This window comes from Veillonella sp. CHU740 (genome assembly GCF_003992055.1).
Classification (GTDB): domain Bacteria; phylum Bacillota; class Negativicutes; order Veillonellales; family Veillonellaceae; genus F0422.
The window spans coordinates 80834-107439 of sequence record NZ_RQVD01000006.1 but is presented as its reverse complement, the minus strand read 5'-3'; the positions used below and the strand labels follow the sequence as shown (position 1 = coordinate 107439).

At 39.3% G+C, this 26606-nt stretch carries 28 protein-coding genes and 1 tRNA gene; all 29 read right to left on the bottom strand.

Translation table 11 applies throughout. From position 1 onward, the window contains the following. Positions 1-126: 126 nt before the first annotated feature. The 29 genes from EO115_RS05040 to EO115_RS04900 all read right to left on the bottom strand — a co-directional run bounded on the left by EO115_RS05040 (position 127) and on the right by EO115_RS04900 (position 26581). Positions 127-210 (bottom strand) — tRNA-Leu (locus tag EO115_RS05040). Between the two features lie 129 nt (positions 211-339). Then, positions 340-942: a signal peptidase I gene (gene lepB / locus EO115_RS05035; protein ID WP_126937895.1), complete on the bottom strand. Its 603-nt coding sequence runs from the start codon at positions 940-942 to the stop codon at positions 340-342. 61 nt (positions 943-1003) lie between these two features. Then, the gene (locus tag EO115_RS05030; protein WP_240628952.1) at positions 1004-1873 is read right to left on the bottom strand and encodes a YitT family protein; all 870 of its coding nucleotides are present in this window, start codon (positions 1871-1873) and stop codon (positions 1004-1006) included. Then, positions 1873-2307 (bottom strand): hypothetical protein, encoded by a 435-nt coding sequence (locus EO115_RS05025; RefSeq protein WP_126937894.1) that lies wholly within the window; start codon positions 2305-2307, stop codon positions 1873-1875. The genes EO115_RS05030 and EO115_RS05025 overlap by 1 nt, the downstream gene beginning before the upstream one ends. Before the next feature lie 10 nt (positions 2308-2317). After that, positions 2318-3499 (bottom strand): DUF3084 domain-containing protein, encoded by a 1182-nt coding sequence (locus EO115_RS05020; protein ID WP_126937893.1) that lies wholly within the window; start codon positions 3497-3499, stop codon positions 2318-2320. Between the two features lie 156 nt (positions 3500-3655). Beyond that, entirely contained in the window at positions 3656-4747 is a 1092-nt protein-coding gene (locus EO115_RS05015) for an LptF/LptG family permease (protein WP_126937892.1), read from the bottom strand. An 8-nt stretch (positions 4748-4755) separates the two neighbouring features. Beyond that, complete coding sequence (lptB, locus tag EO115_RS05010) at positions 4756-5475, bottom strand: LPS export ABC transporter ATP-binding protein (protein ID WP_126937891.1); 720 nt, start codon at positions 5473-5475, stop codon at positions 4756-4758. Positions 5476-5484: 9 nt separating this feature from the next. Further along, on the bottom strand, positions 5485-6213 hold the full coding sequence (locus EO115_RS05005; RefSeq protein WP_126937890.1) for an LptA/OstA family protein: 729 nt from the start codon (positions 6211-6213) through the stop codon (positions 5485-5487). Between the two features lie 11 nt (positions 6214-6224). Continuing rightward, on the bottom strand, positions 6225-6755 hold the full coding sequence (lptC, locus tag EO115_RS05000; RefSeq protein WP_126937889.1) for an LPS export ABC transporter periplasmic protein LptC: 531 nt from the start codon (positions 6753-6755) through the stop codon (positions 6225-6227). Then, positions 6742-7671, bottom strand: a complete 930-nt coding sequence (locus tag EO115_RS04995; protein ID WP_126937888.1) for a lysophospholipid acyltransferase family protein — start codon at positions 7669-7671, stop codon at positions 6742-6744. The genes lptC and EO115_RS04995 overlap by 14 nt, the downstream gene beginning before the upstream one ends. A gap of 13 nt (positions 7672-7684) precedes the next feature. Then, the gene (locus EO115_RS04990; protein ID WP_126937887.1) at positions 7685-8206 is read right to left on the bottom strand and encodes an HAD family hydrolase; all 522 of its coding nucleotides are present in this window, start codon (positions 8204-8206) and stop codon (positions 7685-7687) included. Next, on the bottom strand, positions 8206-9177 hold the full coding sequence (locus EO115_RS04985; RefSeq protein ID WP_126937886.1) for an SIS domain-containing protein: 972 nt from the start codon (positions 9175-9177) through the stop codon (positions 8206-8208). The genes EO115_RS04990 and EO115_RS04985 overlap by 1 nt, the downstream gene beginning before the upstream one ends. Before the next feature lie 27 nt (positions 9178-9204). Beyond that, complete coding sequence (kdsA, locus tag EO115_RS04980; RefSeq protein ID WP_126937885.1) at positions 9205-10023, bottom strand: 3-deoxy-8-phosphooctulonate synthase; 819 nt, start codon at positions 10021-10023, stop codon at positions 9205-9207. A gap of 25 nt (positions 10024-10048) precedes the next feature. Continuing rightward, positions 10049-10780 (bottom strand): 3-deoxy-manno-octulosonate cytidylyltransferase, encoded by a 732-nt coding sequence (kdsB, locus tag EO115_RS04975; RefSeq protein ID WP_126937884.1) that lies wholly within the window; start codon positions 10778-10780, stop codon positions 10049-10051. A 1-nt stretch (position 10781) separates the two neighbouring features. Beyond that, a complete protein-coding gene (lpxK, locus tag EO115_RS04970; RefSeq protein WP_126937883.1) occupies positions 10782-11909 on the bottom strand; it encodes a tetraacyldisaccharide 4'-kinase in 1128 nt (375 codons plus the stop codon). 82 nt (positions 11910-11991) lie between these two features. Continuing rightward, positions 11992-13278 carry a 3-deoxy-D-manno-octulosonic acid transferase gene (locus EO115_RS04965; RefSeq protein WP_126937882.1) on the bottom strand — a complete coding sequence of 429 codons (1287 nt, stop codon included), beginning with the start codon at positions 13276-13278 and terminating at the stop codon, positions 11992-11994. 3 nt (positions 13279-13281) lie between these two features. Continuing rightward, positions 13282-15009: a lipid A export permease/ATP-binding protein MsbA gene (msbA, locus tag EO115_RS04960; protein ID WP_126937881.1), complete on the bottom strand. Its 1728-nt coding sequence runs from the start codon at positions 15007-15009 to the stop codon at positions 13282-13284. Beyond that, positions 15010-16146 carry a lipid-A-disaccharide synthase gene (gene lpxB / locus EO115_RS04955; protein ID WP_126937880.1) on the bottom strand — a complete coding sequence of 379 codons (1137 nt, stop codon included), beginning with the start codon at positions 16144-16146 and terminating at the stop codon, positions 15010-15012. Positions 16147-16148: 2 nt separating this feature from the next. Then, on the bottom strand, positions 16149-16973 hold the full coding sequence (locus EO115_RS04950) for an LpxI family protein (protein WP_126937879.1): 825 nt from the start codon (positions 16971-16973) through the stop codon (positions 16149-16151). A gap of 144 nt (positions 16974-17117) precedes the next feature. Continuing rightward, complete coding sequence (lpxA, locus tag EO115_RS04945; protein ID WP_126937877.1) at positions 17118-17930, bottom strand: acyl-ACP--UDP-N-acetylglucosamine O-acyltransferase; 813 nt, start codon at positions 17928-17930, stop codon at positions 17118-17120. A 26-nt stretch (positions 17931-17956) separates the two neighbouring features. Further along, the gene (fabZ, locus tag EO115_RS04940) at positions 17957-18391 is read right to left on the bottom strand and encodes a 3-hydroxyacyl-ACP dehydratase FabZ (protein WP_126937876.1); all 435 of its coding nucleotides are present in this window, start codon (positions 18389-18391) and stop codon (positions 17957-17959) included. A gap of 13 nt (positions 18392-18404) precedes the next feature. Then, complete coding sequence (gene lpxC, locus EO115_RS04935; protein ID WP_126937875.1) at positions 18405-19223, bottom strand: UDP-3-O-acyl-N-acetylglucosamine deacetylase; 819 nt, start codon at positions 19221-19223, stop codon at positions 18405-18407. A gap of 16 nt (positions 19224-19239) precedes the next feature. Then, positions 19240-20148, bottom strand: a complete 909-nt coding sequence (locus tag EO115_RS04930) for a lysophospholipid acyltransferase family protein (RefSeq protein WP_126937898.1) — start codon at positions 20146-20148, stop codon at positions 19240-19242. A gap of 11 nt (positions 20149-20159) precedes the next feature. Then, the gene (gene lpxD, locus EO115_RS04925; RefSeq protein WP_126937874.1) at positions 20160-21191 is read right to left on the bottom strand and encodes a UDP-3-O-(3-hydroxymyristoyl)glucosamine N-acyltransferase; all 1032 of its coding nucleotides are present in this window, start codon (positions 21189-21191) and stop codon (positions 20160-20162) included. A 30-nt stretch (positions 21192-21221) separates the two neighbouring features. Further along, positions 21222-21671 (bottom strand): OmpH family outer membrane protein, encoded by a 450-nt coding sequence (locus EO115_RS04920; RefSeq protein WP_126937873.1) that lies wholly within the window; start codon positions 21669-21671, stop codon positions 21222-21224. A gap of 12 nt (positions 21672-21683) precedes the next feature. Then, the gene (locus EO115_RS04915; RefSeq protein WP_126937872.1) at positions 21684-22664 is read right to left on the bottom strand and encodes an OmpH family outer membrane protein; all 981 of its coding nucleotides are present in this window, start codon (positions 22662-22664) and stop codon (positions 21684-21686) included. Between the two features lie 12 nt (positions 22665-22676). Then, positions 22677-23156, bottom strand: coding sequence for an OmpH family outer membrane protein (locus EO115_RS04910; protein ID WP_126937870.1), 480 nt, complete (start codon positions 23154-23156; stop codon positions 22677-22679). A gap of 20 nt (positions 23157-23176) precedes the next feature. Then, positions 23177-24445, bottom strand: coding sequence for a hypothetical protein (locus tag EO115_RS04905; protein WP_126937869.1), 1269 nt, complete (start codon positions 24443-24445; stop codon positions 23177-23179). A gap of 3 nt (positions 24446-24448) precedes the next feature. Next, complete coding sequence (locus EO115_RS04900) at positions 24449-26581, bottom strand: outer membrane protein assembly factor (RefSeq protein ID WP_126937868.1); 2133 nt, start codon at positions 26579-26581, stop codon at positions 24449-24451. Positions 26582-26606: the final 25 nt, after the last annotated feature.

Here is a 26606-nt window from a genome sequence, read left to right as displayed (position 1 = left end):
GAATAGCGCTAGCTATTTAGATAGCTAGCGCTAAGAACTTCTTATATGAGCAGCCCCCACATTTGACAAAGAGCCTAAATAATATATAAAAAAACAGACACTGTATACACAGTGTCTGTTACTCGTTGGTGCCGGAGGTGGGACTTGAACCCACACGGTGTTACCCGCTTGATTTTGAGTCAAGTGCGTCTGCCATTCCGCCACTCCGGCTCGTCAACAATTAATAGTATACATATATTAAAGATTTTTGTCAAGTCTATATCTATCTATTTTTGTTAACTCTTATGAACGCCATATTTCTATTGCTATAGGATACACCTATAACGAATCTACATATATCTAGAATGGATTCCGTATATGATATGCAAGTTTACCTAATACATGGTCAACCGGTACAAATCCTATAAAACGGCTATCTGATGAATGATTTCGATTATCCCCCATCACAAATACGTGACCTTCTGGCACTGTAATTGGTAAGGATCGTTCAAACTTCATCGTTTCCTTCTTTGTGTAGGGTTCATTTAATTTTTCCCCATTGCGCCATACATGACCTTCTTTGAATTCCAATACATCCCCTGGACGTCCTATGACACGTTTTACCCACACATCATGTCCTTGCAAAGAAGAAACAACTACGCTGGCGTAATTCATCAATGGTTCTGTTATATCATCTTTCCAAGAACGTTCACGTTGCACACGGCTATCTATGATAACAATATCCTCATAGTCAGGCAAAGAACGTGTCACATGAGACCATTTACTAATCAGCAAGAAGTCTCCATTATGAAGAGTATCCTCCATGGATTCTCCAGATACACGGGTTGGTTGAATTAAGAAAATGTGCGTGATCATTGCTACCAGTAAAGCAACAATAATTGCTTGTCCCCATTCTCTAGCTTCTTTTAAAATTTGACTTCCTATCGCTTTATCTTTTTCCATTATCGTTTCATACCTTTCTCCCTATACAATAGGGCTGTATTCTATTCTGTTCCTAGATATATTAATGAATAGACTTTTTACCAAATTGTCCCCCAAATACATCATGTACATCATTAATGGTAATGAAAGCATTTTCATCCACTTCATAGATAATATCTTTTAACTTAGTCATTTCCAAACGAGTCACTACACAATAGATAATCCGCTTTGGTGTTTTCGTATAGGCCCCTTCTCCATATAGTAAGGTAACACCACGTCCTAAGCGATGCATTACCACATTAGCCACTTCTTCAGATTTGTCGGTGATGACCATAACACCTTTCGACTCTTCTACCCCTGTGATAACAAGATCCATCATCTTATAGGCTACAAAGTAAGCAATCAATGAGTACATGGCACTATTCCAATCATACACAAAGCCTGCCGCACCTAAGATAAAGAAGTTAAAGAACATAACAATCTCACCGACAGAGAAAGAGCTTTTTTTATCAAATATGATGGCCACAATTTCAGATCCATCCAAAGAGCCACCATTCCGTATAATAATCCCTACCCCAAGGCCTAGAATAATGCCACCGAATACGGAAGCCAATAAAGGGTCCCTCACAAGAGGTGGTATATCATGCATAAACACAGAGAATAGAGAAATACATGCAATGGCAAATAGTGTAGATATGGTAAAGCTTTTACCAATTTGTTTATACCCTACATATAAAAATGGTAGATTGATGAGGATTACAAATATACTAAATGATATTCCTGTAATCTTACTCGCCATAAGAGCGATACCGACAACGCCACCGTCAATTAAATAATTGGGCACGAGAAATACATCTAGCCCATAGGTATAAATAGCAGCTCCGATAATCATCATAAAATACCGTAGAGCCACGTCTATCATTGTTCGTTTTTTGCTCTTATGTTCTTTCATTACTTAATTACTGTCTCCTTATGTGTTACTAACCAACGTTCTCCAATAATCCATGCTGTAATATCATCGACAGGTACCGGAGGATATAACATTCCTCTGGGAATTAACCGTCTCCAACCCCTTGGAGGATGCACTTCAAAATATCGTTTTCGAGCTTCTTCCGTAGTATGTGATTCATCCATATAGGAAAAGTGCTTTCCTTTTTTCACAGCTACGTCTCTTACTATATCTCCCACTGCACGGTGATTAGTGCCATCTCCACAAATTAAGTATTGCACGGAAGGATACATTGTAACTAGTGACTCCAGTTTCTTTTCAATCGACAGCGTTGGAACGATGTCCATCATCAATAGTATTGACTCACCGGATAGAATCGCTATACCAGTTTTTTCTCGACCAGGATCTACCACTAGTACATAGGCTGTTGTTTTCATATATGACCTCTCAACTGTCAGCAGGTATGACCCTCAACTGTATTTGTACAGGCCCACTAGTAAATGTATCTTCTCGAGTAATTGCTTCTAGTTTCACAGGCCCTTTTTGTAATTCTACCTTACGAATCGTATCAAACAGTTCATTTCCCGGAAGAGATCCTACTTCACCTGTGATTGGATCTGGTAGAATACCTCTTTCTTTTGCCTGTGTATTCACAGCTTTCAAAAATGCTAATACATCGTCTTGTGCGCCTTGCCCCCCTTGAACCGTAGAGGACCACAAGACAGTACCTTTTTGCAATACTAACGTATGTTGATAGGCATGAACCTCTGCCAAGGCAGGCTCTCCATAAATAATATTAGCCGCAGCTGTCACACGTATCATCAAGGGTGTATTGGACGCTGCAATTTGTTTCGCAATGGCATCCAAATTATCTCGACTAATATAGATTACAGTTTTTTCTTCATTCATTTGGAATCGATTTAGAATCAAACGGTTCGTATCTTTCAAGAAGCTTGTGAGTGCTGCCATGCTTTCTACTTCCCCTAAACCTGGACGAATCACAGCTTGGGCTAAGACTTCCCCATTGCGGAACACTACATTACCTTCTCGCACATGGTTAATACCATATTCTAGTTGTTTTGTAGTCAATTGTAACTCTTCCACATGGCTTTCCAATTGGTCTTTGACCGTTTCTAAATGGCCCACTGCTGCATTGGAAGCAGACAATTTATGTTCGGCTTCTGCATATGCATCCTGAATGGAAACTAACCGATCTCCCATATTCGACAATGCACTTCTCGTCTCTTCTAATTCACTTTCTGTCGCCACTACATCATTCTGTACTTGTCGCAACTGCTTATTTTTCTCTTGTAACTCATTGTTACTTTGATCTAAGGCTTTTGTTTTTGTTTCAATATCTGCTGAAAGTTGTGCCATTTCTGCTTTCAATTGTTCCATACCAAATAGTGCTGTACGCACATTATTTGAAGCAATGCTCAATATACCTAATGTAGATGCAGAAATTACTATCCCCGTTACTATAGTAACAATAATCGATGTATATTTAGGTCGCAACCCAAATAAGCTCATACGCCGTTTTCCTACTTTTGTACCGATTTTATCGCCTAAAAAAGCAATCAACCCTCCCATGACTGTAATAATGAGAAGGACCCATAATCCGACTAACATGGCAATATACCTCAACATAAAAATGATTATCTCTATACCTCTAACTAGTATATCAAAATCCCTACTCTACTACAATGGTTATAGGAAGATAAAAAGAATAGCACCAACTATTTCCATAATTGGTACTATCAATTTTCCTATACGCTACATCAATTTTTATTTTGACACACGCCAATTTAAATATAATCCTGCAAAAACGCCTAAGATATTAGGAATCCAAGCTGCCATTAACGGAGGTATAGCACCACCTTTACCTAAGGCACCGGATAATGTCATAACACCATAGTAAATAAAAATGACAAGAACTGAAATCCCGAATCCGATCGAGGAACTAGACCGTTGTTTTTGCAATCCTAATGGAGCACCTACTAATGCAAAAATAAAGCTGGCCACCGGAATTGTAAAGCGTTGGTACATTTCCATTTGCCATTCCGTAATTTTTCCACCTGTGGCTTCCATCCCTTTGATTTGTTGTCTAATCTCTTTAATTGTCATTTCTTCCGGCTTACGCTGAGAGTGACTAATTTTATCAGGATCTTGCTGTATTGGCAATATTTGTTCATCAAAATGCAATGTCCTATCAATACCTTCACCAGATGCATTGATATCATAAATGGTTCCATCATGCATAATCCAATATTGACCATTCCAATTAGCCGTTTTAGCACGTTCAATTTGTGTCACTTCACCATCGGTAAACTGTTGCACTGTAATATCTGATAAGAGCTTAGTTTCACTATCATATTTGCCAGCATACATCAGGGTATTAATCTTTTGGTCAGACAATGTCTTTAATACGATATGCTCCTGTGTTTGTGGTGTTGCCTTCTTAACAATCTCTTCCCGAATAATTGTCTGATATGCATGGTTTGCAGCAGGCACCACATACTCATTAAAAGCAATAGAGCATAGAGAAATCAAAAAGGCCATAATATACACTGGTGTAGCCAATCGTAAAAAGTTTTGCCCTCCTGCTCGCATAACAATAATTTCACTAGACCCACTTAATCGACCAAATGTCATTAAAGAGCCTAGTAGAACGGACATAGGGAATGTCAAAATAACAATATTAGGCAATGCTAATAGAAATGCTCTTGTAACAGACCATAAGCTAGCCCCATATTCAGTAATGTATTGAGCGATTCGAAATAGCGTACCTGTTCCGATAAAAATACTAGTAAAAGCAAAGATACCGAATAAGAAGGGCCCTATGAAAGCTTTCAATATATATTTATCTAAAATTCTCATATCTTCTCCTACATCCGGAAGTCATCGCCTAAATAGAATTTCCGAGCCACCTCACTGTTGGCTACTTCATCGGCAGTACCTTCTAATAAAATCTTACCACTATTCAATATATACGCTTTATCTACAATCCCTAATGTTTCTCGCACATTATGGTCCGTAATAAGAACACCAATCCCTCGATCCTTCAAATGACGAATGATAGATTGGATATCAGCTACTGCAATAGGGTCAACACCAGCAAATGGCTCGTCCAATAAAATAAACTTAGGACTTAACGAAATGGCCCGAGCGATTTCTACCCTACGACGTTCACCACCAGATAGTTGAATTCCCAATCTGTCTCGTACATGGGTAATATGAAACTCTTCAAGTAAAGATTCCATCATATCCTTTTGCTCTGATTTAGATAACTTCGTAGTTTCCAACATAGCAAGGATATTATCCTCTACCGTTAAATTGCGAAATATAGATGCTTCTTGTGGTAAGTAGCCAATTCCGTAAGTAGAACGCTTATACATAGGCATATGCGTTACATCTACATCTCCAATAGAGATAGTGCCAGAGGATGCCTTTTCCACACCAACAATCATATAGAATGTCGTTGTTTTACCGGCTCCATTAGGACCTAAGAGGCCCACAATTTCCCCTTCTTCTACGCGAACACTCACTTGGTCCACTACATTTCGCGATTTATATGTTTTAATTAAATCCTTTGTTTCTATATACATACAAGCTCCTTACTTTGGAGTAATGATTAATGTACTACGTCCTCCAAGAGTTTCTGCACTGTTGTCGCTTAGAGTAATTTTTAGCTCTGGAGCCTCCAGAACATTACCATTTTGTACTGCTTTCGCATTGCCTTTTAGATAGGCTACCCCATCATTTTGATTTGGTGTTTGTGTATACACAGCAGAATCAGCTGTCGCATTTACATTACGACTGGTGCTAGATAATGTAACACCACCTGTAGCTGTTGCTGAGATTTGGTTAGTATATGCTTCAATACGTTGGCCTGTCAGTACATTATCAGCCATGATGAGCTTACCATTACCAATGATCTCACCGTACCCAGTTTCCGTATTATAGTTTACACGATCACCGTACAGCTGTCGATCATCCTTTTGTAAATGCACATCTCCTGTGGCATCAAATTGACGATTTTGTAAAGAATGTACCTCTCCGGCTGCCATGGACATGTTTGTACCAATCATACTCACGCCCCCCGTTAAGAAACCTTCTTCACTTTTAGTATTGTACCAGCCAGAAGCACCAGTTAATGTCTTATCATCCTTTGTGATTACCACACTGCCTTTTGCTTCTGCTCGACCAGTCGAGCCATCATATGTTAATTGATCAGCGGTAATCATAATGCTGCCGGCTTGACGAGTATCCGCAGGAGCTGCCCATACGGGAATCATCATAACACCGCCCACAAGAGCCGCTACGAGTAAATGTTGTATTTTCATGAATATCCTTCCTACTTGCGAATCAATTGAGCATGACCTTTTGCTGTTACTTGTTGCAAGATCATATCTGCTTCTAATGCATCCCCCTCTAATGTTGTTTCCCCATCGGAGTATGTAAATTTAGAGGTAGATTTGAATTGTTGAGTTTTACTTATATATTCTATTCCTTCTGTACGAAGGCTAGCACCTGTATTAGAAGTAGCTTCTATACCACCTGATAAAGTAATCTTTCCATGATCACTAGAAACGACTCCTTTCGGTGCTTTTACAGTTAATACCGTTCCATCCCGATGAAATGTGCCCGTAATCATATCTAATGTAATCACTTTTGTTGTTTGGTCCACACTTATTTTTTCTGCTTTTACAGACCAAACTAGTTGTCCATTTTTTTCTTCTTTTAATTCTGTTCCATTAAAGCTAATGGAGTTTCCTGAAGGACCTTCTGTAGCTGTTTCTGTTCCACCATAGAGAAAATAGCCCAGTCCAATCAGGATGGCAATGCCTACTATGATAGTGAATAGAAGTTTTTTATTTTTCTCCATGCACTGCCTCCCGCACTTGCAATTTTCGTTCGATATCTGCAATATCCTCTAACTTTGTATTCCAACGATGTTGGAACCATAGCCATTCATCTGGATGTTCTTTGATAAAATCTTCTGTAATTTTAACAGTCTCTTCCGTAAGGCGGAACATATCTTTCTCCACATCACCAGTATCTTTATAATGCAGTGCTGGTAGAATATGTACAATATGTCCATTCTCCTTGCGGGAAGCAAATACAGGAACGACTGGAGCTTTAAATTTTCTTGCGAATGATGCTGGTCCCGTCACTGCTGACGATTCCTGTCCTAAAAACATCACTGGAAGACCTTGGTACCATCCATCTTGATCGGCCAAAAAGCCCAATAGCTTTTTAGCTTTCATAGCCTGTGCGGCACCTCTCATTTCTGATCCACCACGGGCGAATACTTCGAGACCTACCATTTCACGATATTCATTCATCAATCTTGTGAATTGTGCGTTCGGTTGATTCTTAACTATCGTTGTAGAAGGGTATCCATTAGCTGCTAAAGCAGCGCCCATCCATTCCCAATTCCCAATATGGGCCGTTAAGATAACAACACCTTTATCTTCAGCCATAGCTGCTTCTAAATGCTCTGCCCCTCGCAACTCAATATGTTCTTTAATAAACTCTGGTGTTAGGTTTGGCATATATAGCGTTTCTAATACAGATCGTCCCAAATTTTGAAATAAACGATCTAAGATAGCCATGGCTTCTTTTTCCTCTATGGCAAGGCCAATCATAAGGTTGTTTAAACCTCGTTTAACCTGTTTTTTTCCAAAAATTTTATACAACGGCCCTAGGAAAGCTCCAACAGATAAAATTGTAGAATATGGTAATTTACATACTAGCTTACTAATTGTTTTCAATGCCGTATATTGCCATTCTCCTGCCATGTAAGCCTCCTTTCTATTGACCTGTATGATAGGATTCGTCTTTATACTTGCGTACAGCTTCCTCCCAAAGTCCTTCATGTTTTAATATATATTCTACAGCTTCTCGAACGGCACCTTCACCGCCCTTAGCCTGACAAATATAATGAGCAATATCTTTTACTTCTTTCGCCCCGTCTTGAGGGGTAATTGGTAACCCTACTTTAGACATAATGCCTAAATCATTTAAATCATCGCCGATGTAGGCTACCTCATCGGCTGTTATAGGAAGGACCTTCAATAGCTCTTGAAGACCTTCACTTTTGTTATGACTTCCCATTTGCAAATGAGAAATTTTTAATTCTTTTGCGCGTCGCTCTACCATAGGCGATGTACGGCCTGTAATGATCGCTGTATATAGCCCCATGGTATGCGCTAATGTTAATCCTAATCCATCTTTTGCATGGAATGCTTTTATTTCTTCCCCTGTAGATGTATAGATAATCTCACCTTTTGTAAGGACTCCATCTACATCGAGAACTAAACATCGTATCGCCATTACACAATGCCTCTTCGCAATAAATCAGTAATATGTACCAAGCCTAAACTTTTACCATCATGACTGACTACGGGTAATACAGTAATCGGTCTAGGCTGATGCTTTTCCATCATATGTAAGGCTTCTGCCGCTAACTTATCCTTCGTAATCGTACGCGGCGCTTTTGTCATCATATCTTCAATTGGCCATACTAGGAAATTACTACCAGAATCTAAGCCCCTTCGTATGTCCCCATCTGTAACAAGGCCCACTAAATTCCCTTCTTCATCTATGACATTCGCAGCTCCTAACCCTTTATTTGTCATGACAAACAAAGCATCTTTCACCGTAGCTGTCCTATGAATGACTGGATTGTCTTCCTCCCCATGCATGATGTTCTCTACCGTCAATAATAGTTTGCACCCTAAGGATCCACCTGGATGGAATACAGCAAAATTTTCTGGTGTAAATTGATGTTGGTCTAACAAACATACGGCTAATGCATCACCTAATGCCAACGCTGCTGTCGTACTAGTAGTCGGTGCTAACCCTAATGGGCAAGCCTCTTTTTCTACTTCTACTAATAATGTTACATCGGAATTTCTTCCTAAGGTAGAACTTTGGTTCCCTACTACAGAAATAAGTTTAGCTCCGATACGGCGTAATGATGGCAACAAACTAACTACTTCACTTGTTTCTCCACTATTGGAAAATGCAAGTACCACATCATCAGATGTCACCATACCTAAATCCCCATGAACACCTTCACCGGGATGAAGAAACAATGCAGGTGTGCCAGTACTAGCTAAGGTAGCAGAAATCTTACGAGCAATATGGCCCGATTTCCCCATACCAGTACAAACAACACGACCTTTGGCTGCTAAAATTAACTCTACAGCCTCTACAAAACGGTGGTCTAATGTTTCAATTAAATCTAATACTGCTTTTGATTCTTCTTGGAGCACTTGTGATGCTCGTTCAAGTATCTTCATAGTTCACCTGCATCCTTTACATCTGTCCTATTTTTTTACGATTGTATCGATAGCAATTAAATCTGTCAATAATTCCTCTACGGAATCAAGATATAGCATATTTGGTCCGTCTGAAAGAGCTTCTTCAGGATTATCATGGACTTCAAAGAATAATCCATCTACACCACTCGCTACCGCTGCCCGTGCTAAGTTAGCAACAAACTCACGCTGTCCAGAAGATGCCGTACCCGCTCCACCTGGCAATTGTACAGAGTGAGTCGCATCAAAGATAACTGGATAGTCAAAAGATCTCATAATTGGGAAGGATCGCATATCTACGACCAAATTATTATAACCGAAACTAAATCCTCGTTCTGTAAGCATCAAATTTTGGTTTCCTGTTTCTTCCATTTTTTTCAACACATTGCTCATATCTTTAGGAGCCATGAATTGACCTTTTTTGACATTCACGCACTTTCCAGTAGCTGCTGCTCCATACACCAAGTCCGTTTGACGGCATAAGAAGGCAGGAATTTGAAGGATGTCCAATACCTCTGCTGCTCGTTCAATTTGTGTAATATCATGAATATCACTCACTACAGGGACTTGTAATTCTTCTTTAATAGCTTTTAAAATTTCTAATCCTTCTTCCAAACCAGGACCACGGAATGAAGAATAGCTAGATCGATTTGCTTTATCAAAAGAAGCCTTAAATACATAAGGAATTCCTAATTTTTCGCAAATTTCTTTCATGCGACGACCTATAGCCAATGTACGTTCATACCCTTCAATAACGCAAGGGCCTGCTAATAAAAATAAACCTTTACCACCACCAACGGTGAGGTTACCAATCTTAACCTCTTTCATAGGTTCTCCTTTCTTAGAGCATATATTATGCATCTAATGTTCGAAATATTTCATTTACCCGATCTAAATCTTCTGGTGTATCTACACCTACAAAGCGCTGATCAGTTGTAATCACTCGTATTGTATAGCCATTCTCCAAAGCCCGTAATTGCTCTAATGACTCTGTTAACTCCGCAGGGGTAGGTTCCATCTTCGCATAATTCAATAAGAACTGGCGTTGATATCCATACATCCCTACATGTTTTAACGGAGGCTGCACGAAGGCGTTTCTAGGGTACGGAATTAAAGACCTTGAAAAATACATAGCATTTCCTAAGCGGTTTACAATAACCTTTACAGCACTAGGTTCGTTGTATTCCTCTTCTAATAAAGGGCATCCAACCGTTCCCATTTGTAAACTACTGTCTTCTTTAAACTCTCTTGCCAAGGCATCAATGACATTGGCATCTATAAGTGGTTCATCCCCTTGTACATTGATAATCACATCAATCTCAGTATGTGTTGCAGCCACTTCTGCTAAACGATCTGTACCTGTTAAATGATCTGGTCGAGTCATCATAGCTTGTCCACCAAAGGCTACCACCGCATCATATACTCGTTGATCATCTGTAGCAACAATAACTTGTTCAATCTCCGTCGCCTTAGAAACTTGTTCATATACACGTTGGATCATTGGCTTATCACCAATCATGGCCAACGGCTTTCCCGGCAGACGAGTAGACCCATACCTAGCTGGTATAATACATGCGATATGCATTTTAATTCCCCTTTGCTACACGTAATAGATAGGATGTAAATTCTTCTTCACCAGCAGTAAATTCAATGCCGATGACAAGAACATATATTGGAATTTTCAAATCTCGAATGGCACGCACTTGAGATAATTTTACTGCATCTTTTTCTGTAGTGATAATACCTTGAATGCCCTTTGTAAAACAATGTTGCCAAATCTTAACTACATCCTCTTCCGTGTAGTCATGATGATCGCCAAAGCTCATCATGTCTTGCACTGCAAAGCCATAGCTTTTTAAGTTTGTTATGAAAGAAGCTGGCTGACCAATTCCACTGACAGCTAATAACGGTGTACCATCATAGTCTGCTATATCATGAATAGGACCAGAGTGACTCCATTCTTCTAATGTTTGAAATCCTAATGTTTTATGAATCGTTTCCGCTACGGGGATATGTGGTACCAATGTATATATCTCATTGCGCAAATCCTCTAGTACTTCTGGTTCCACCTGATTAGTTTTTGTTAATACAATATAGTGAGCCCGCTTCAGATTGTCTAGTGGTTCACGCAATAATCCCCGTGGTAATACATGTCCATAGCCAAATGGATGACTTGCATCAATTAATACAATATCTGCATCTCGTCCCAACGCTCTATGTTGAAAACCATCATCTAGAACCAATACATTTGACCCTAACTGCTCAACAGCTATCTTCGCAGATTCTACTCGTTTAGTCCCAATCACCACATTTGCATGAGGTAATGTTTTTGCTAACAACCAGGCTTCATCACCACTGATAAAAGAAGATACCTCTACATGACCTTGGCGAGAAACAACAATTGATTTTTTATTATTATCTGCTTTATAACCACGACTCAATACACTCACAGCATATTGTTTTCTGTCCAATACTTCACATACATATCGTACCATAGGTGTTTTACCTGTGCCACCAACAGTTATATTCCCTACACTAATCACTGGTACTGGTGCTGTATATACTCGTTTGGGATCATTATATTGGTCATTGCGATATTCTACCACTTTTTCATATAAGCGACTTGCCTTACTCAGTCCACCTCTAAGCATATCTCCAACAGATCCACCCATCTGCCCACTAATAATATACTTAAAAAGTTGTTCCCCTTTCATGATTCCGCCTCCTTATCTATCCGTCTAGTATAGACTAGGATGTTAAAAATTATATGAAGACTCACAACAAAATGTGTTGTAACTAGTTTAATAGCTTTCTAACCTCTTCTATATTACGGGCTGTTGCTCCTCTATTTTCAGCAACTACTGTTAAACAATTTTGACTCATTTCTGTGCGCAACTCTTCATGTTCACAAAGTTTTAGCATCACATGCAACAATTCTACTTCATCTTGTACCATAGTACAAGCAGACCTAGATTGCAACAGACTATAAATTTCCTTAAAGTTAAACATATGTGGCCCTACAATAATCGGCTTTCCATGTGATGCAGGCTCTAATATATTATGTCCCCCTCGTGGGATAAGCGATCCTCCCACAAATACAATATCTCCTACACTATATAAACGACCTAATTCTCCTATGGTGTCTAAAATAACAACAGAAATCTCTTGGGACACTGGTTCTGTCATTACGCTACGACGAACAACAGATAATTGGTGCTCCTCTACCATACTTTGTATGTCTTTACCTCGTATAATCTGACGAGGTGCAATTAGCAATTTTGCCTTTGGATTTATAGCTAGTATTTCCTTAAATGCTTTGAGTAAAGATAGTTCTTCCCCCTCGTGAGTGCTACCAGCAATAATAATAGGATGACTTTCAGTAAACCCAAATTCACGGCGTAATTGATCTTGCTCTTCCTTGCTTACAGTCCCATAGGTCTGATCATATTTTGTATTCCCCGTGACCACCACTGTATCTGAGTTCACACCAAGTTGAAGAATATTGTTTCTGTCAACAGCTGATTGCATGCAAAATCTATCAATGCACCCTAACATCTCATCCGTGAAAGATTGCACCTTTTTATATCGTTTTACAGACCGATCACTAATACGCCCATTGACCATCATAATAGGTATCCGTTGTTGAGATGCCATATGTAAAAAATTAGGCCATAACTCCGTTTCTACTAACAGAATCGCCACGGGACGTATCTTGTACAATAATCGTTTTACGAATATAGGAAAGTCCAAGGGAAAAAAGATAATCCCATCTGCTTCCTCTATAATACGTGTAGCCATACCGTGCCCTGCTTTCGTGACCACAGACACGACGACAGCCATATGAGGAAACTGTTGTTTTAGCTCCTTCACGATAGGGCTTGCTGCCACTACTTCACCAACAGACGCAGCATGTATCCAAATAACTGATGTATCAGCTATAGCCTCTTTCAAAGGTGTAGGTAGAATTCCCATACTCTGTTTCATACGAGAATAAAACCCTGTCTCTACAATCCACCAATATACTATGCAAGGAAGCAATCCTATCCAAAATATGCTAAGTACTACATTATATATCCAGTACATTGTTTATTCCTTTGCCGAAAATTGAACAGAATATAAATGACTATATACACCACCACATGCTAACAATTCGTCATGTGTACCTTCTTCTACTACAGATCCTCGTTGTAACACTACAATGTGGTCTGCATGTTTTATGGTACTCAAGCGATGTGCTATGACAAGAGCAGTTCGATTCTTCATCAATCGTTCCAATGCTTCTTGCACAATTTTTTCACTCTCCGTATCCAATGCCGAAGTAGCTTCATCTAGAATCAAGATACTAGGATTCTTAAGAATCGCTCTAGCAATAGCAATCCGTTGTCGTTGTCCACCTGATAAAGAGTTTCCTCGTTCTCCTACCATTGTATCAAAACCTTCCGGTAGCTTTTCAATAAACTCATACGCATTAGCAGCCTTAGCTGCAGCTAATACTTCTTCATCTGTAGCATCTAATCGGCCGTATAAGATATTATCTTTTACTGATGCATTAAATAACATGGTATCTTGTGGCACAAGCCCAATATTCTCACGTAATGATTGGAATGTGGTGTCTCGAACATCGACACCATCAATACGAATACAGCCACCAGTGACATCATAAAATCTAGGTAATAGATTAGCAATCGTTGATTTACCAGCTCCAGATGGTCCTACAATAGCCACCGTTTGTCCTGGCTTTGCATGAATCGTAACACCGTTTAATGCTAGCCCTTCTCCATCATAGGAAAACGTTACATTATCAAACTGTACATCTCCTTGCACATGAGCCAGTGGCTTTGCAGTTTCTGATTCTTTTACATGCGGTTCCGTTTCTAATATATCAATTACACGATCGCCGGCTGCTAACGCTTTTTGTAAATTACCATAGACTTGTGTCAACCGTTTCACAGGGTTTGATAAATTAATCGCATAAATTAAAAATGCAATCAAGGAACCTGCCGTAATATAGCCTTGTACTACAGAGTAGCCACCATACCACAGAATTACCACCACTGCAATGGCTGCAGAAAACTCTACCATAGGGCTCATGAGAGCTGTTAATTTTGTAGCTTTCATGGCTGCATCAAAGTTATTTTGATTTTCTTTTTGAAAGCGACCAAATTCATAATGTTCACGCGCAAAGGAACGAATCACACGAACACCAGAAATTACTTCTTGCAAAAATGCTGTAATATCTGCTGTTCTACCTTGCACTTCATGACCAGCAGAACGCAATCGTTTACCAAATACATTTGTTAACCCCAATACAACTGGCACAATAATTAAGGTTAATAGGGACAATTTCCAATCTAGATAGAACATGAACACTAGTGAACCTACTAATGTAACACCTTCCGTCATAAAGGAGATTAAATTATCAACGATGGCTTGCTGTAGCGCACCTACATCGCTGGTAATATTACTCATGATAATTCCCGTCTTACGACGATCAAAATAGGCTTGATCCAATCGTTGCAAATGCTTGAACAGCGTTTCTCGAATATCGATTACCACACGTTGTCCTACATAAGCCATTGTATAATTCTGTCCATAGGTTGCAAACCCACGAATCAAAAAGATAACCAAGATAGCCATCACTATGATGGTCAACATTGCCATATTCTTATCTTGTAACACTTCATCTACTACATTTCGAATTAACCATGGTACTACCAGATACCCCATGGCTGCTACAATCATACAAAAGACGCCTAATGCAAGCCGCATCTTGTATGGACCAATAAAGGCTAATAGTTGTTTATATCGGTTCATTTATGCCTCCTTCATTGCTACTGATGCAATGACATCAGCTACACGTTGCACCGCACCTGGCGCACCTAAATCTACTTTCACTTGGGCCAAGTCTAATTTCATCTGTTCATATATAGAAGTATCATCAAGTATCTGACTCATTTCATGACATACATTAGATACTGTCACTTCCCCTTGTAAAAGTTCAGGTATCACACGGCGTTTTGCGATAATATTTGGCAGACCTATATCTTTAATATTCACCAACAATTTCCCAATTCCATATGTAATAGGTGCTACCTTATAAATTAATAATGTAGGCACATTCATCAATGCTGTTTCCAGTGTCGCCGTTCCAGATGCAGCGATACAAGCCGTACAAATTTGCATTAAATCATAATTATTACCTTCTGTAATCGTAATAGGTACCGAATATTTTTGAATAATAGCTTCCAAATCAGCTCGTGGTATTGTATGTGCTCTTGGCAAGAAAAATGCAAGATCAGATCTAGACTTTGCTAGCTCTTCAGCAGCACTCAGCATAGTTGGCAACAACCCCTGTACTTCTTGTTTTCGACTGCCCGGCATTAACAATATATTACGCGCTTCTGGAGACGCTCCAAAATGAGTACATGCTTCTTCTCTCGTCATAGCTGGTTTTACAATATCCACTAGCGGATTGCCGACGAACTCCACATCGACGCCAAACTCTTGATATGCTTCCGCCTCAAAAGGAAAAATTGATGCTACCTTTGTCACTGTTTTAGCAATATCTTTGCCTCTACCCTTATTCCAGGCCCAAATAGTAGGCGCAATATAATATACCACTGGTATACCTAAATCATGTGCTACTTTAGCCAGCTTCATATTGAATCCAGGATAATCAATACATACTAATACGTCTGGTTTCTCACGCAACATCGCTTCTTTTAAGAACGTACGTAATTTAAAGAACGTTGGCAAATGTTTAATGATTTCAACGATACCAATGAAACCTAACTGTTCAATATCATATATAATATCGACCCCAGCTGCTTTCATCAAATCTCCACCCATGCCAAACAACGTGGCATCTGGGTACTTTGAAAGCAAAGCTTTCGCGACGCTGGCACCATGGGTATCTCCCGACGCTTCACCAGCAGAAAACATAATTTTCATTCTTACTCCTCATCTGGCCCTTCTACAGCACAGATTACGATACCTAATTCATTCGCTTTTTTTAGGACAGCTTCCTGTTCTATGAATATAGTTCGTTTCGCTTCCATCGCTAAGACTTTGCAATGACTGCCAATCATAGATTCCAATGTCTTCATGCCTACTGCAGGCACATCAAAACGTACATCCTGATTAGGCTTTGCTGTTTTTACAACCACAGCACCTTCTCTTGCCAAGGATCCCCCACGTTGAATGCATGCATCTGTACCTTCAATCGCTTCTATAGCCATCGCAGCTTGTTCTTTAACAACCACCGTTTGTCCAATGTCGAGACCACCCATTTGCTTTGCTAGGGTAAATCCAAATTCTATATCTAACGCTTCCGTTTCTGTAGGCTTCCGATGTGTCATAACACCTACTGGCGGCATCAAGGAACGCATATATTTCGTTTGATCTGCCACTTGAAGGCCTTCCTTCTCAAGCTCAGCTACAATGGCTAACATAATCGTATCATCTTTACGATTACGTAGGCGATTGAGTATTTTGATAGTTCTCATATCTGGAATAGTAGTAATCTTTTTATAGAGATGTTCTTTCGTTACCTTCCCAAGCATGGTTACATCCGTAACACCTTCTTTTAAAAAGGTTTTTATCACCGTATCTGATTTAAAGACGCTAATTTGATAGTATGCATCGGCTTCTACTTGTAATTGTGGAGCCCCATCAGTCACGACGGATATAACCACAACTTCATATCCTTCTCGTTGGGCTGCGCGCATAAATTCAACTGGCAGATTACCAATCCCTGCAATCAATCCTACTTTCGCCATAACGCCTCCTACTAACTTTTAATTATAAAAATTCCAATCTATATTATACCATAGAATCAGTATATAGGCATTAAAGTTCACCATAATAAAATACATGCCAAGTGCACTTTGACACTTAGCATGTATTTGTTATCATATATGAAATTAATCTCTTCTCACGCGCATAATACCGCGATCTGCATTTCGTAAGAATCGTAACATGTGTTCGATTTCAACAGAAGATGTTAAGTTCATTTCCATTTCTTCAATCGCTTTGGATAAACTATATCCACTACGATAAATGATCCGGAATGCTTTCTTTAATTCTCTGCGCACTTCTTCTGAAACACCTGCACGTGCCAAGCCTACAGAATTCAATCCAATGACATGTGCTGGTTGTCCATCGGCAATCACATACGGTGGAATATCTTGTACAACTTTTGCCATTCCGCCTACCATAGCGTTGCGACCGATTTTTACAAATTGATGCACACCGGCAATACCGCCAATGACAACTCGATCTTCTACGATAACATGCCCTGCTAAACCTGCACAATTACTCATAATAACGTTATTACCAACAATACAGTTATGAGCTACATGAGTACAAGCTTGGAATAAACAGTTATTGCCAATGCGAGTTTCCTCGCCTTCGCCAGTTGCACGACTAATCGTTACAAACTCACGAACTACTGTGTTATCACCAATCACGCAATAACTTTTTTCACCTTTAAATTTTAAATCTTGTGGTTCAAGACCAATAGCACATCCAGGAAAGAACTCGTTATTCTTACCGATCGTTGTCCAGCCACCAATGACCACATTTGCACCAATCTTGGTACCATCTCCGATTTCAACATGTTCTCCAATGACTGCACCAGGGCCAATGATAACATTCTTACCTATTTTGGCATCGGGATGTATGACTGCACTACTATGAATTTCAGATGTTGCATTTTCCATGCCAACTACTATCATCTGCGTCACTCCTTACATTTTGAAAGTTATTCTGGTTTTACCAAGGCGAACATATACTCACCACTAGCTACTAATTTATCACCTACGTAAGCGCGACCTTCTACTTTACCCATGCGGCCTTTAATTTTAACCACATCAGCTTCCATACGCACTTGATCACCAGGTTTTACTGGGTGACGGAAACGTACTTTGTCAATACCTGTAAACATTGGTGTCAATCCACGATTTTCCTCTGGATATAAAAGGGCAATACCACCTACCTGCGCAATTGCTTCTGTAATCAACACCCCTGGCATAACAGGATTGCCTGGGAAGTGTCCCATGAAATGCGGTTCATTGAATGTACAGTTTTTAATTCCTACAGCACGTTTCATAGGTTCCATTTCAATAATACGATCTACCAATAAAAATGGATAACGATGTGGTAGAATCTCCATAATTTCTTCAACAGTCAGAATCATAGTATGCCTCCTCTTACATTTCTTTCAAAATCTCTCTACTTAGGCGAGAATTTAAGTTATGACTTGATTTTACAGCAATAATATGGCCTTTTAAATGGCCTACTAAAAATAAGTCTCCCAATATATCTAAAATTTTATGTCGCACCAATTCATCAGGAAAATTCAAGTTTGATAAGCAAGTCGTCTCATCATAGACAATGACATTCTCTGTAGAACCGCCTTTGGCCAATCCCATTGCTTGCAACTGTTCGATTTCCTTAGTAAATCCAATCGTGCGTGCGGGAGCAATCTCTTTGGCAAACACTTCTGGGGTGATTTCATAATCACCATGTTGTGTACCTAGCATAGGATGACTATTGATACTTGTGAATGTCACACGGAATCCATCATAAGGGCGTATAATAATAAACTTATCATCTTCATAAACTCCATGAGACTCTTGTACTACATGGACATATCGTTCTGCATCTTGTTCTACAATACCTGCTTCCTGTATCAAAGACACAAAGGTTGCAGAACCACCATCAGCTATTGGAGGTTCAGGTGAATTCAATTCTATAATACAGTTATCAATGGCCATACCATAAAAGGCTGCCAATATATGTTCCACGGTAAATACTTTTGCCTCTCCATCTTCTAATGTGGTAGCACGCATAGTATTTGTTACATTGCGTATATCTGCTTTCACAGAAGGAGTCCCTGCTAAATCAGTTCTTACAAATGTAATTCCTGTATTAGCTTCACTTGGTAATATACGCATATGTACTGGCAATCCACTATGCAAGCCAGTTCCTTCATAGTCAATAGGTCTGCCAATTGTTTGTTGTTTCATTGGGGCCTCCTTTCTATTATTTTTGATTCATTACATCTGGTGGTACTTCTATCGTATCACCATATAAACGACGGGTCCATTTCCAACGGTTATGGAGCCAGAACCAATCTTCTGGATATCGTCTAATATAATCTTCTAACCATTCATTCAATATTGTCAAGGTAACTGCAATATCACGTTTTCGATCATCAGTTTTTTCTGCATAAATCGGTGGATGCACCGTGATTGCATGTTTTTCCGTATACTCATCATAACGAATTGTAACAGGAATAATAGGCACATCTTGCATCCGTGCCATAGCAGCAGGACCTACTGGAGTAAGCGTTTCATAACCAAAGAATGGCACTAGCTGACCTTGATCGCCAGGATCTTGGTCCATAATCAGCCCAATAAAAGAACCTTTTTGTAATTCTTTTACCATTTCACGCACCCCTGTTTTATAGGTCACATGTTGGTGCATCATAGTTCGATATTCATTGATAAATCGATCGGCATCACCTTGTTGTTGCATTGCTACAGAAATCAAAGGATATCCTTCTGATGCTAGTATGCCTCCTAGTAATTCCCAGTTTCCACTATGGAGTGCAATTACAATAGCACCTTTTCCATCTGCTTTAGCATCTTCTAGGTATTCACGACCATCCATGGTAAACATTTCTTTATATTTTCCATCTTTTATCTCTGGATATCGTAATACATCCACAATCATACGACCAAAACGAGTGACGCTAGCTTTTGCAATTCGTTTTGCTTCCTCTACATCATCAGTAATTCGACAAAACAAAATCTGTCCGATTGCAAGACGTTTACGCTTTTTAGGGGTAAACAACCAACCCAATTGTCCTAATAGGTATCCAATACCATATTGTAATCGATACGGTAACGCACAAAGTACTGCACTTAATGCTTTCATAGATGTATATATCATATGGGCCCCTATTTATCTTCTAACTTAGCTTTTAATTGAGCCAGCTCTTTTTCTAATGCTTTCACTTGTTTCACCATATCTGGCAATCGACTTTCATAAGCAGCTAATTTTAACCACTCTTTATGAGGTCTCATTGGAAATCCTGCATAGAGTCCATTCGATGGTACATTTCCAGTAATCCCTGTCTTCCCTGCAAATGTAACATTATCTCCTATTGTGATATGCCCCGTACATCCGGTTTGTCCTGCAAAGATAACATGGTTCCCACATTTAGTACTTCCAGCTATCCCCACTTGCGCAATCAAGAAACAATCTTCACCGATTTCTACATTATGACCTAGATGTACTAAATTATCTATTTTTGTACCACGTCTCACTAACGTAGAGCCCATAGTCGCATTGTCAATGCAAGAGCAAGATCCTACTTCTACATCATCTTCTAACACTACATTTCCAACTTGTGGAATATGTGTGTGCTTTCCGTTTTCCGTAGCAAATCCAAACCCCTCACCACCAATAACAGCATGGGCACGTAACACAACTCGCTTACCTAGCACACAGTTTTCATGCACAACAGCATTGGCATATATAGTTGTACCTTCACCAATCCGAGTATTATGTCCAATGTATGCATAGGCATGTAATGTAACATTATCTCCTATAATAGCATTGTCATAAACAACACAGTACGGTCCAATCTTTACATTGTTGCCTATACTTACATTGTTACCAATAATAGCTGTTTCATGAATTCCATCTGGAAAAACAACAGGTGGATGAAATACCTCTAATAGTTTAGCAAAAGCGGCTTTCGCATTAGGTACGATGATTTGTGGTATTTGACAATCCTCTATCACCGCATCTACCAAGATAGCCCCTGCTTTACTAAGCTTCGCAAATTCTCGGAAATCTCCAATCGCAAAGCTAATCGCATGGGGTGCACCTTGCTCTAAACTACGAGTTTCTTCAATACAAACTGAACTATCTCCATGTACAGTACCTTCTACCATACTGGCAAGTTCTTCCAACGAAAACTTCACTATGAAGCCTCCTTACTTTATAATCACATATTATTTGCTAGCTTCCTCCGAAGATGTACCTTCATTCATTTTTTTAATAACATCTTCTGTGATATCAATGCCACCAGTCATGATAGCTTGGTCATTCGCAACAACAGTCAATTCTTTTTCTTTTGCTACACTTTGAATATTAGACTCTACATATGCTTTGAATTCTTTACTTTTAGCTTGACCAAAGATTTGTAGCTCTTGTTGTGCATTCATTTGCGTATTATGGAATTCCTCTTCAGACTGCGTGCCTTGTACTTGTGCTAAGCGATCTGTAATTTCTTTTTGTTTTGCTTCCATCTCTTTATTCAAGTCTTTTGCTTTATTACTTTCTTGCACAATTTTTTCAGTGTTAACTACACCTACTTTATCACTACTACCACAACCAGCTACTAGTCCTAATGCACATACCATCATAGCTCCTGTAGCCATACGTTTCCACATGTCTTTCATTCTTTTACTCCTTTATTGCCCATAAGATGAAATAATCTCATCCGTTATATCCATATCAGTACGATCTGTTATATGATCGACAACTACTAATTCTAACTGCTTAGCTCTCGCTATAACCGCTACACGAACGCGAATATCTTCTAATATCGCATCATGTAAAGCTTGCACTTCATCACGCTTTTGAGCCAGTCGCTGTTCCCATTCTGCATCCCACAATTGAGCTCCTTCTTGATGAACTTTTGCCATAACAGTTTGTTGTGAATCCATCATAGTCTTCATAGATGCATCTCGTTTACTACCTAATTCTTTTGCTACCTCACTAGCATATGTTGCCAATGTACGATGCGCTGCTTCATAAGCAGGCTGCATATCTTGTTGTACTTTTGCTTCTATATCTTTCCAGTGATTAGCTCCTTTTATAGTAGCACCACGAGCTTCTAATAACTTTACTAATCGAGCTTCTTTATCTGCCTTACGCTGTGCCCATCGTTGACGTTGTGTGTCATCAATAGGCTGTAACTTAGCTTCTGTAGATAAAGATAATTGCAAATTTACAATTTCTATATCCGCTTCTGTAGGATCCACTTTATAGTCTTTGCGATATTGCTCTAATAACGCTCGTTGTCGTTGTGCTAGGTCTTGATTTAACTCTGCTTCCCGTACAGCAATTTTACTTTGCAATTCTTGCTGCAGACTATCTGTTAAATTAGCCTCTATTTTTTTCAGCTCTTCTTCAGATTTTCCAACTTCTACACCTAATTTTGCTTGTAGCAGCTGTTCTTCTTTATCTCGCTGAGCCTCTAATCGCAATAACTCTTTCTTTTGTTCATCATAACTATGAAAGTTAGGGTGCGACTCTACTACATCTTGTAGTCGCACAACACCAATTTTAGGTCCCTGAGGAACCTCTTTTTGTGTCTGTAAATAATATCCACCTATACCTAAACAGAGTATCACTACACTCAATACGGCAAAGATAGGTCCTTTTCGCATGCGGCTCCCACCTTATTTAGTTTCAGACAATTTTTTACTCACTTGCTCAGTTACATCAGTTCCACCAAATAAAACTGAATCACGAGTCATAACAACGCTTAGACCTTTTCCATCTGCTACTGCTTTAGATGCTTCATCAACGCGTTTTTTCAAATTTTCTTGAATACTTTGTTGTTTGTCTTGCAACTTTTGACGTAATTCATCTGAAAGTTTTGCTTTTCCTTCGTCATCTAAGTTTGCAGATTTTTCATTGAATTCTTTTTGCAACTCTTCATTATACGCAGCCATTTCTTTTTGCGCATCTTGTACTAGGTTAGGATTACTTTCAACCACACGTTGCATATCGATAACACCAATATTGCTAACTGCACCAGAGCCACCATGTCCTGCCATTTGTGTATATGCCAAAGCACCCACACTAATGACAAAAAGAACGCCTACAATGATTGACACCGTTTTTACATTCTTTTTATTATTCAATAAACGCATCATAGTTTATCTACCTTCTTTCCTTATATACGTCCCACAAGACGTAACCATCTGTCCTTATCTTTCCATATATACTCTAACTGCAAATAATCATGCACATCATAGGCAATGGCAAATTCATTTTCTTTTTCCCTGAGATCTCGCTCATACCGCAAGCTCCATCGATTTCCAATGTCTTGTCGAAGAAATGCTTTATGCCGCCCATGAGGAGACACATACTGATATCCTACTTGTGTATCTTTACTAAATTGGTACACATAAGAAGGCTTGAATTTCCAGTGCAAACTATTTGGTAAAAATTCTGTTTCCAAATACCATGTATGAGGGCCTTTGTGAACCCCTGTATATAATCGTATTCCTACAGAGTCTGTATTGCGTCCCATATCAAGATATCCTTCACCACGAATCATATACTTAGAAGAATCTACTTGCAAATATAGTTTCGTGTCAGATCCGACTTCCAATTGAGGTGCGATGGTAATCCCAAACTGTGTAACACTTCGACTTTGATTTAGTTCTTTCTGAATATCTGCTTCAATCATCACCTGATGTCGTCGCACAAATTGAATAGGTAATCCTTCCAAATCACGCATTTTTTTCTCATAATATTGACGCATAGTATAGAAAAAAGCACTCGGTAATGTATTTGATTGAAGGACTACATCTGTCCTATGGATACTATCTCCATTAGGAACTAAATACACCATCACTTGACCAGTTTCGCCACCCACAATATCGACTTGTGGAGTAAATTCTGGCAATGAGCCTTCCAAATCATTGCGCACCGTTTTTTGCGCAATAGGTTTTACCCAATGCAATGCATCAATAGAAGAACCTAAGAGAATTTGCTCCAATCTTTGTGATATAGGCCCAACATCTTTCTCAACTAATTGTTTGCCATAGGGAGATAGATTGCCATAATGAATCGTCGTTTCCACAGATTTCATCACATGCCCATAGGGTTCTATCTGAATGTTGACATCCATAGTTTCCCCCACATGCACAGCAACACCTTTCACAGTATATCCATATAAAATACGATCTACAATATCCATAGTAGCCTTTTCATAACTTGGTAAAGCTGCTTGAATCTCTTCCACTTCTTTTCCTTTATAGATATACGATGTAGCAGCTTGTACGCTGGCTTGCATCCGCTGTTGTAATGCTGATGGAATCATACCCGTTGTACTCTGCAGGTCTACATGCACAGTTTGAACAGGTGCACCATAGATGGAAGTGAAGCCCAGTATAGTTACAAGGGCTGCACTTCCCACCCAGTGTTTTATTTTCATCAATTAGAATTGACCACCAAAGCTGAAGTGGAATTTATTTTGATTTTTACTAATACCATAATCGATACGTACTGGACCAATTGGTGTTGTCACACGCACGCCGGCACCGATGGAGGCATTAAATGTTTTGGAATGATTGAACCAAGGTACATTCGGAGCATCCCATGCATCACCTAAATCCGCAAACAAAGCACCACTTACTTTATTCCAGATTGGGAAACGATATTCTGCTGTGAAGTTGTACATTTTTTTACCACGGTATTGATCATCTTCATAGGCACGAAGAGAATCAGAACCACCGATTGTATATAATTGGCTATATGGTAGGTCACCTTGCGCCCAGCCTAAACGAGCACGGAATGCAAGAACTTGTTTGCTACCTACTTTTTTGTATGTTCTAGCTTCGCCAGTAAATTTATAGAAATTAAAGTCGCCACCTAAGCCATGACCACCCCATTGCAATGTAGTAGACAATCGTTTACCACGAGTTGGTTCATACACATTATCACGGGAATCATATACTTTTTGCCAGCTAATGCTGTTCGTAGTACCGAAGTTGTTTTTTATGTAACCTTTTGACAAGAATGGGTATCCATGGTTATTCCAACGCGTCCCTTGTGCTCTGTCTGTATCATAACGGAAACCACTAGAATCTTTGTCATCCCAAATGTATTTATCATTGCGATGTTCTAATGTCACATAATCACGAGTAAATTCCGCTGTTTGACGACCTAAGGAAATATTGAAACCGCTAGATTTACGATCGTACGTAGCCACTGCTTTACCTTCTTCATTGTAATCAGTGTACTCATTCAATTGGTCATAGTAAGTCACGCCTAAAGATGTACCTTTGTTATCTAACCAAGGACGCAAGTAGGACACAGAATAGTTTTTATACCCTGCAGAACCGCCAAATTCCCAGTGTACTTTCACTTTATCACCAGTACCACGCAAGTTTTCTTCGCCCACTTCTACAACGCCGACAAATCCGTCAGAACCGGAGTAACCTGCACCTAATGTAACAGTTCCTGTTTTATGTTCTAATACGTCTACTTCAATGTTTACAGCTTCTTCTGTAGAACCTTGTGTCAAACGTACATTCACATCATCAAAGAATCCAAGATTGTATACTTTTTCTACAGAACGACGCACCAAGAATTTATTAAATGGTTGTCCTACTTTTTGATTGAACTCACGTGTAATAACACGATCTTTTGTTTTCTTATTACCATGTGGTGTAATGCGCTCTACCATGCCTTCTACTACAGATACATGAAGAATGCCTTTTTCATCGACAGCCATATCTTTCACATGAGCTAAAATATAACCATCACGTTGGTAAGCTGCATTGATACCTTGCACTTTTTCACCTACTGCAATTGTATTTAACACTGTATTCGGTTGCACACCAAGATATTGCACTAATACATCTGTTTTGTATACCGTATTGCCTTCTACAGACACGCCTTTTACTACAGGGTTAACCGTAACATGATAGGATACCTTTACACCTTCAGGTACAACGGTAAATACAGGTGTAATTTCTGAAAGTACGCCAGATCCACCTAAATTAGCGATGTCTTTGGAAATACCTTCCACTGATACAGCATCACCAATTTTACCTTGTAACAATGCTAAAAATTGTGGTTGAGATGCTTCATCCAGACCATCAATTGCAATATGTGTAATCGTTTTACCAACATATTTTTGTAATTCTTCTTCAGTCAAGCTTGTATAATATCTAGCTTGTACTTGAGGAATCGCAGTTTCTACACCTGCTGCTTGTGCTTCTTCTAATTTATCACCACCAGCTTTTGTAATGGTTTTAACTTCTTTATCATTCGTTGCTAAGGAAGAGTTATCAACGCGTTTACGTTGTTCTTCAATCGCATCACGTTTTGCGGCCTCAGAGATTCCATCACGTGCTGCTGCAATAGCCGCTTCCGTTGCTGCATCACCAGTTGCCACTTCTTCTGTACGGGTAGTATTTTGCTTGCCTAAATCCGCCATGGATAATTTTGCAATTGTTTTGCCACTGTCAGAATGATTTGCTGTCTCAGCAAATACTGGAGTTGTACTAATCGCTGCTAGTACAGCAAATGTTAAAAATTTCTTATAAGATAGGTTTCCCTTCATATAATCATCCTCCTTAGATATAAAA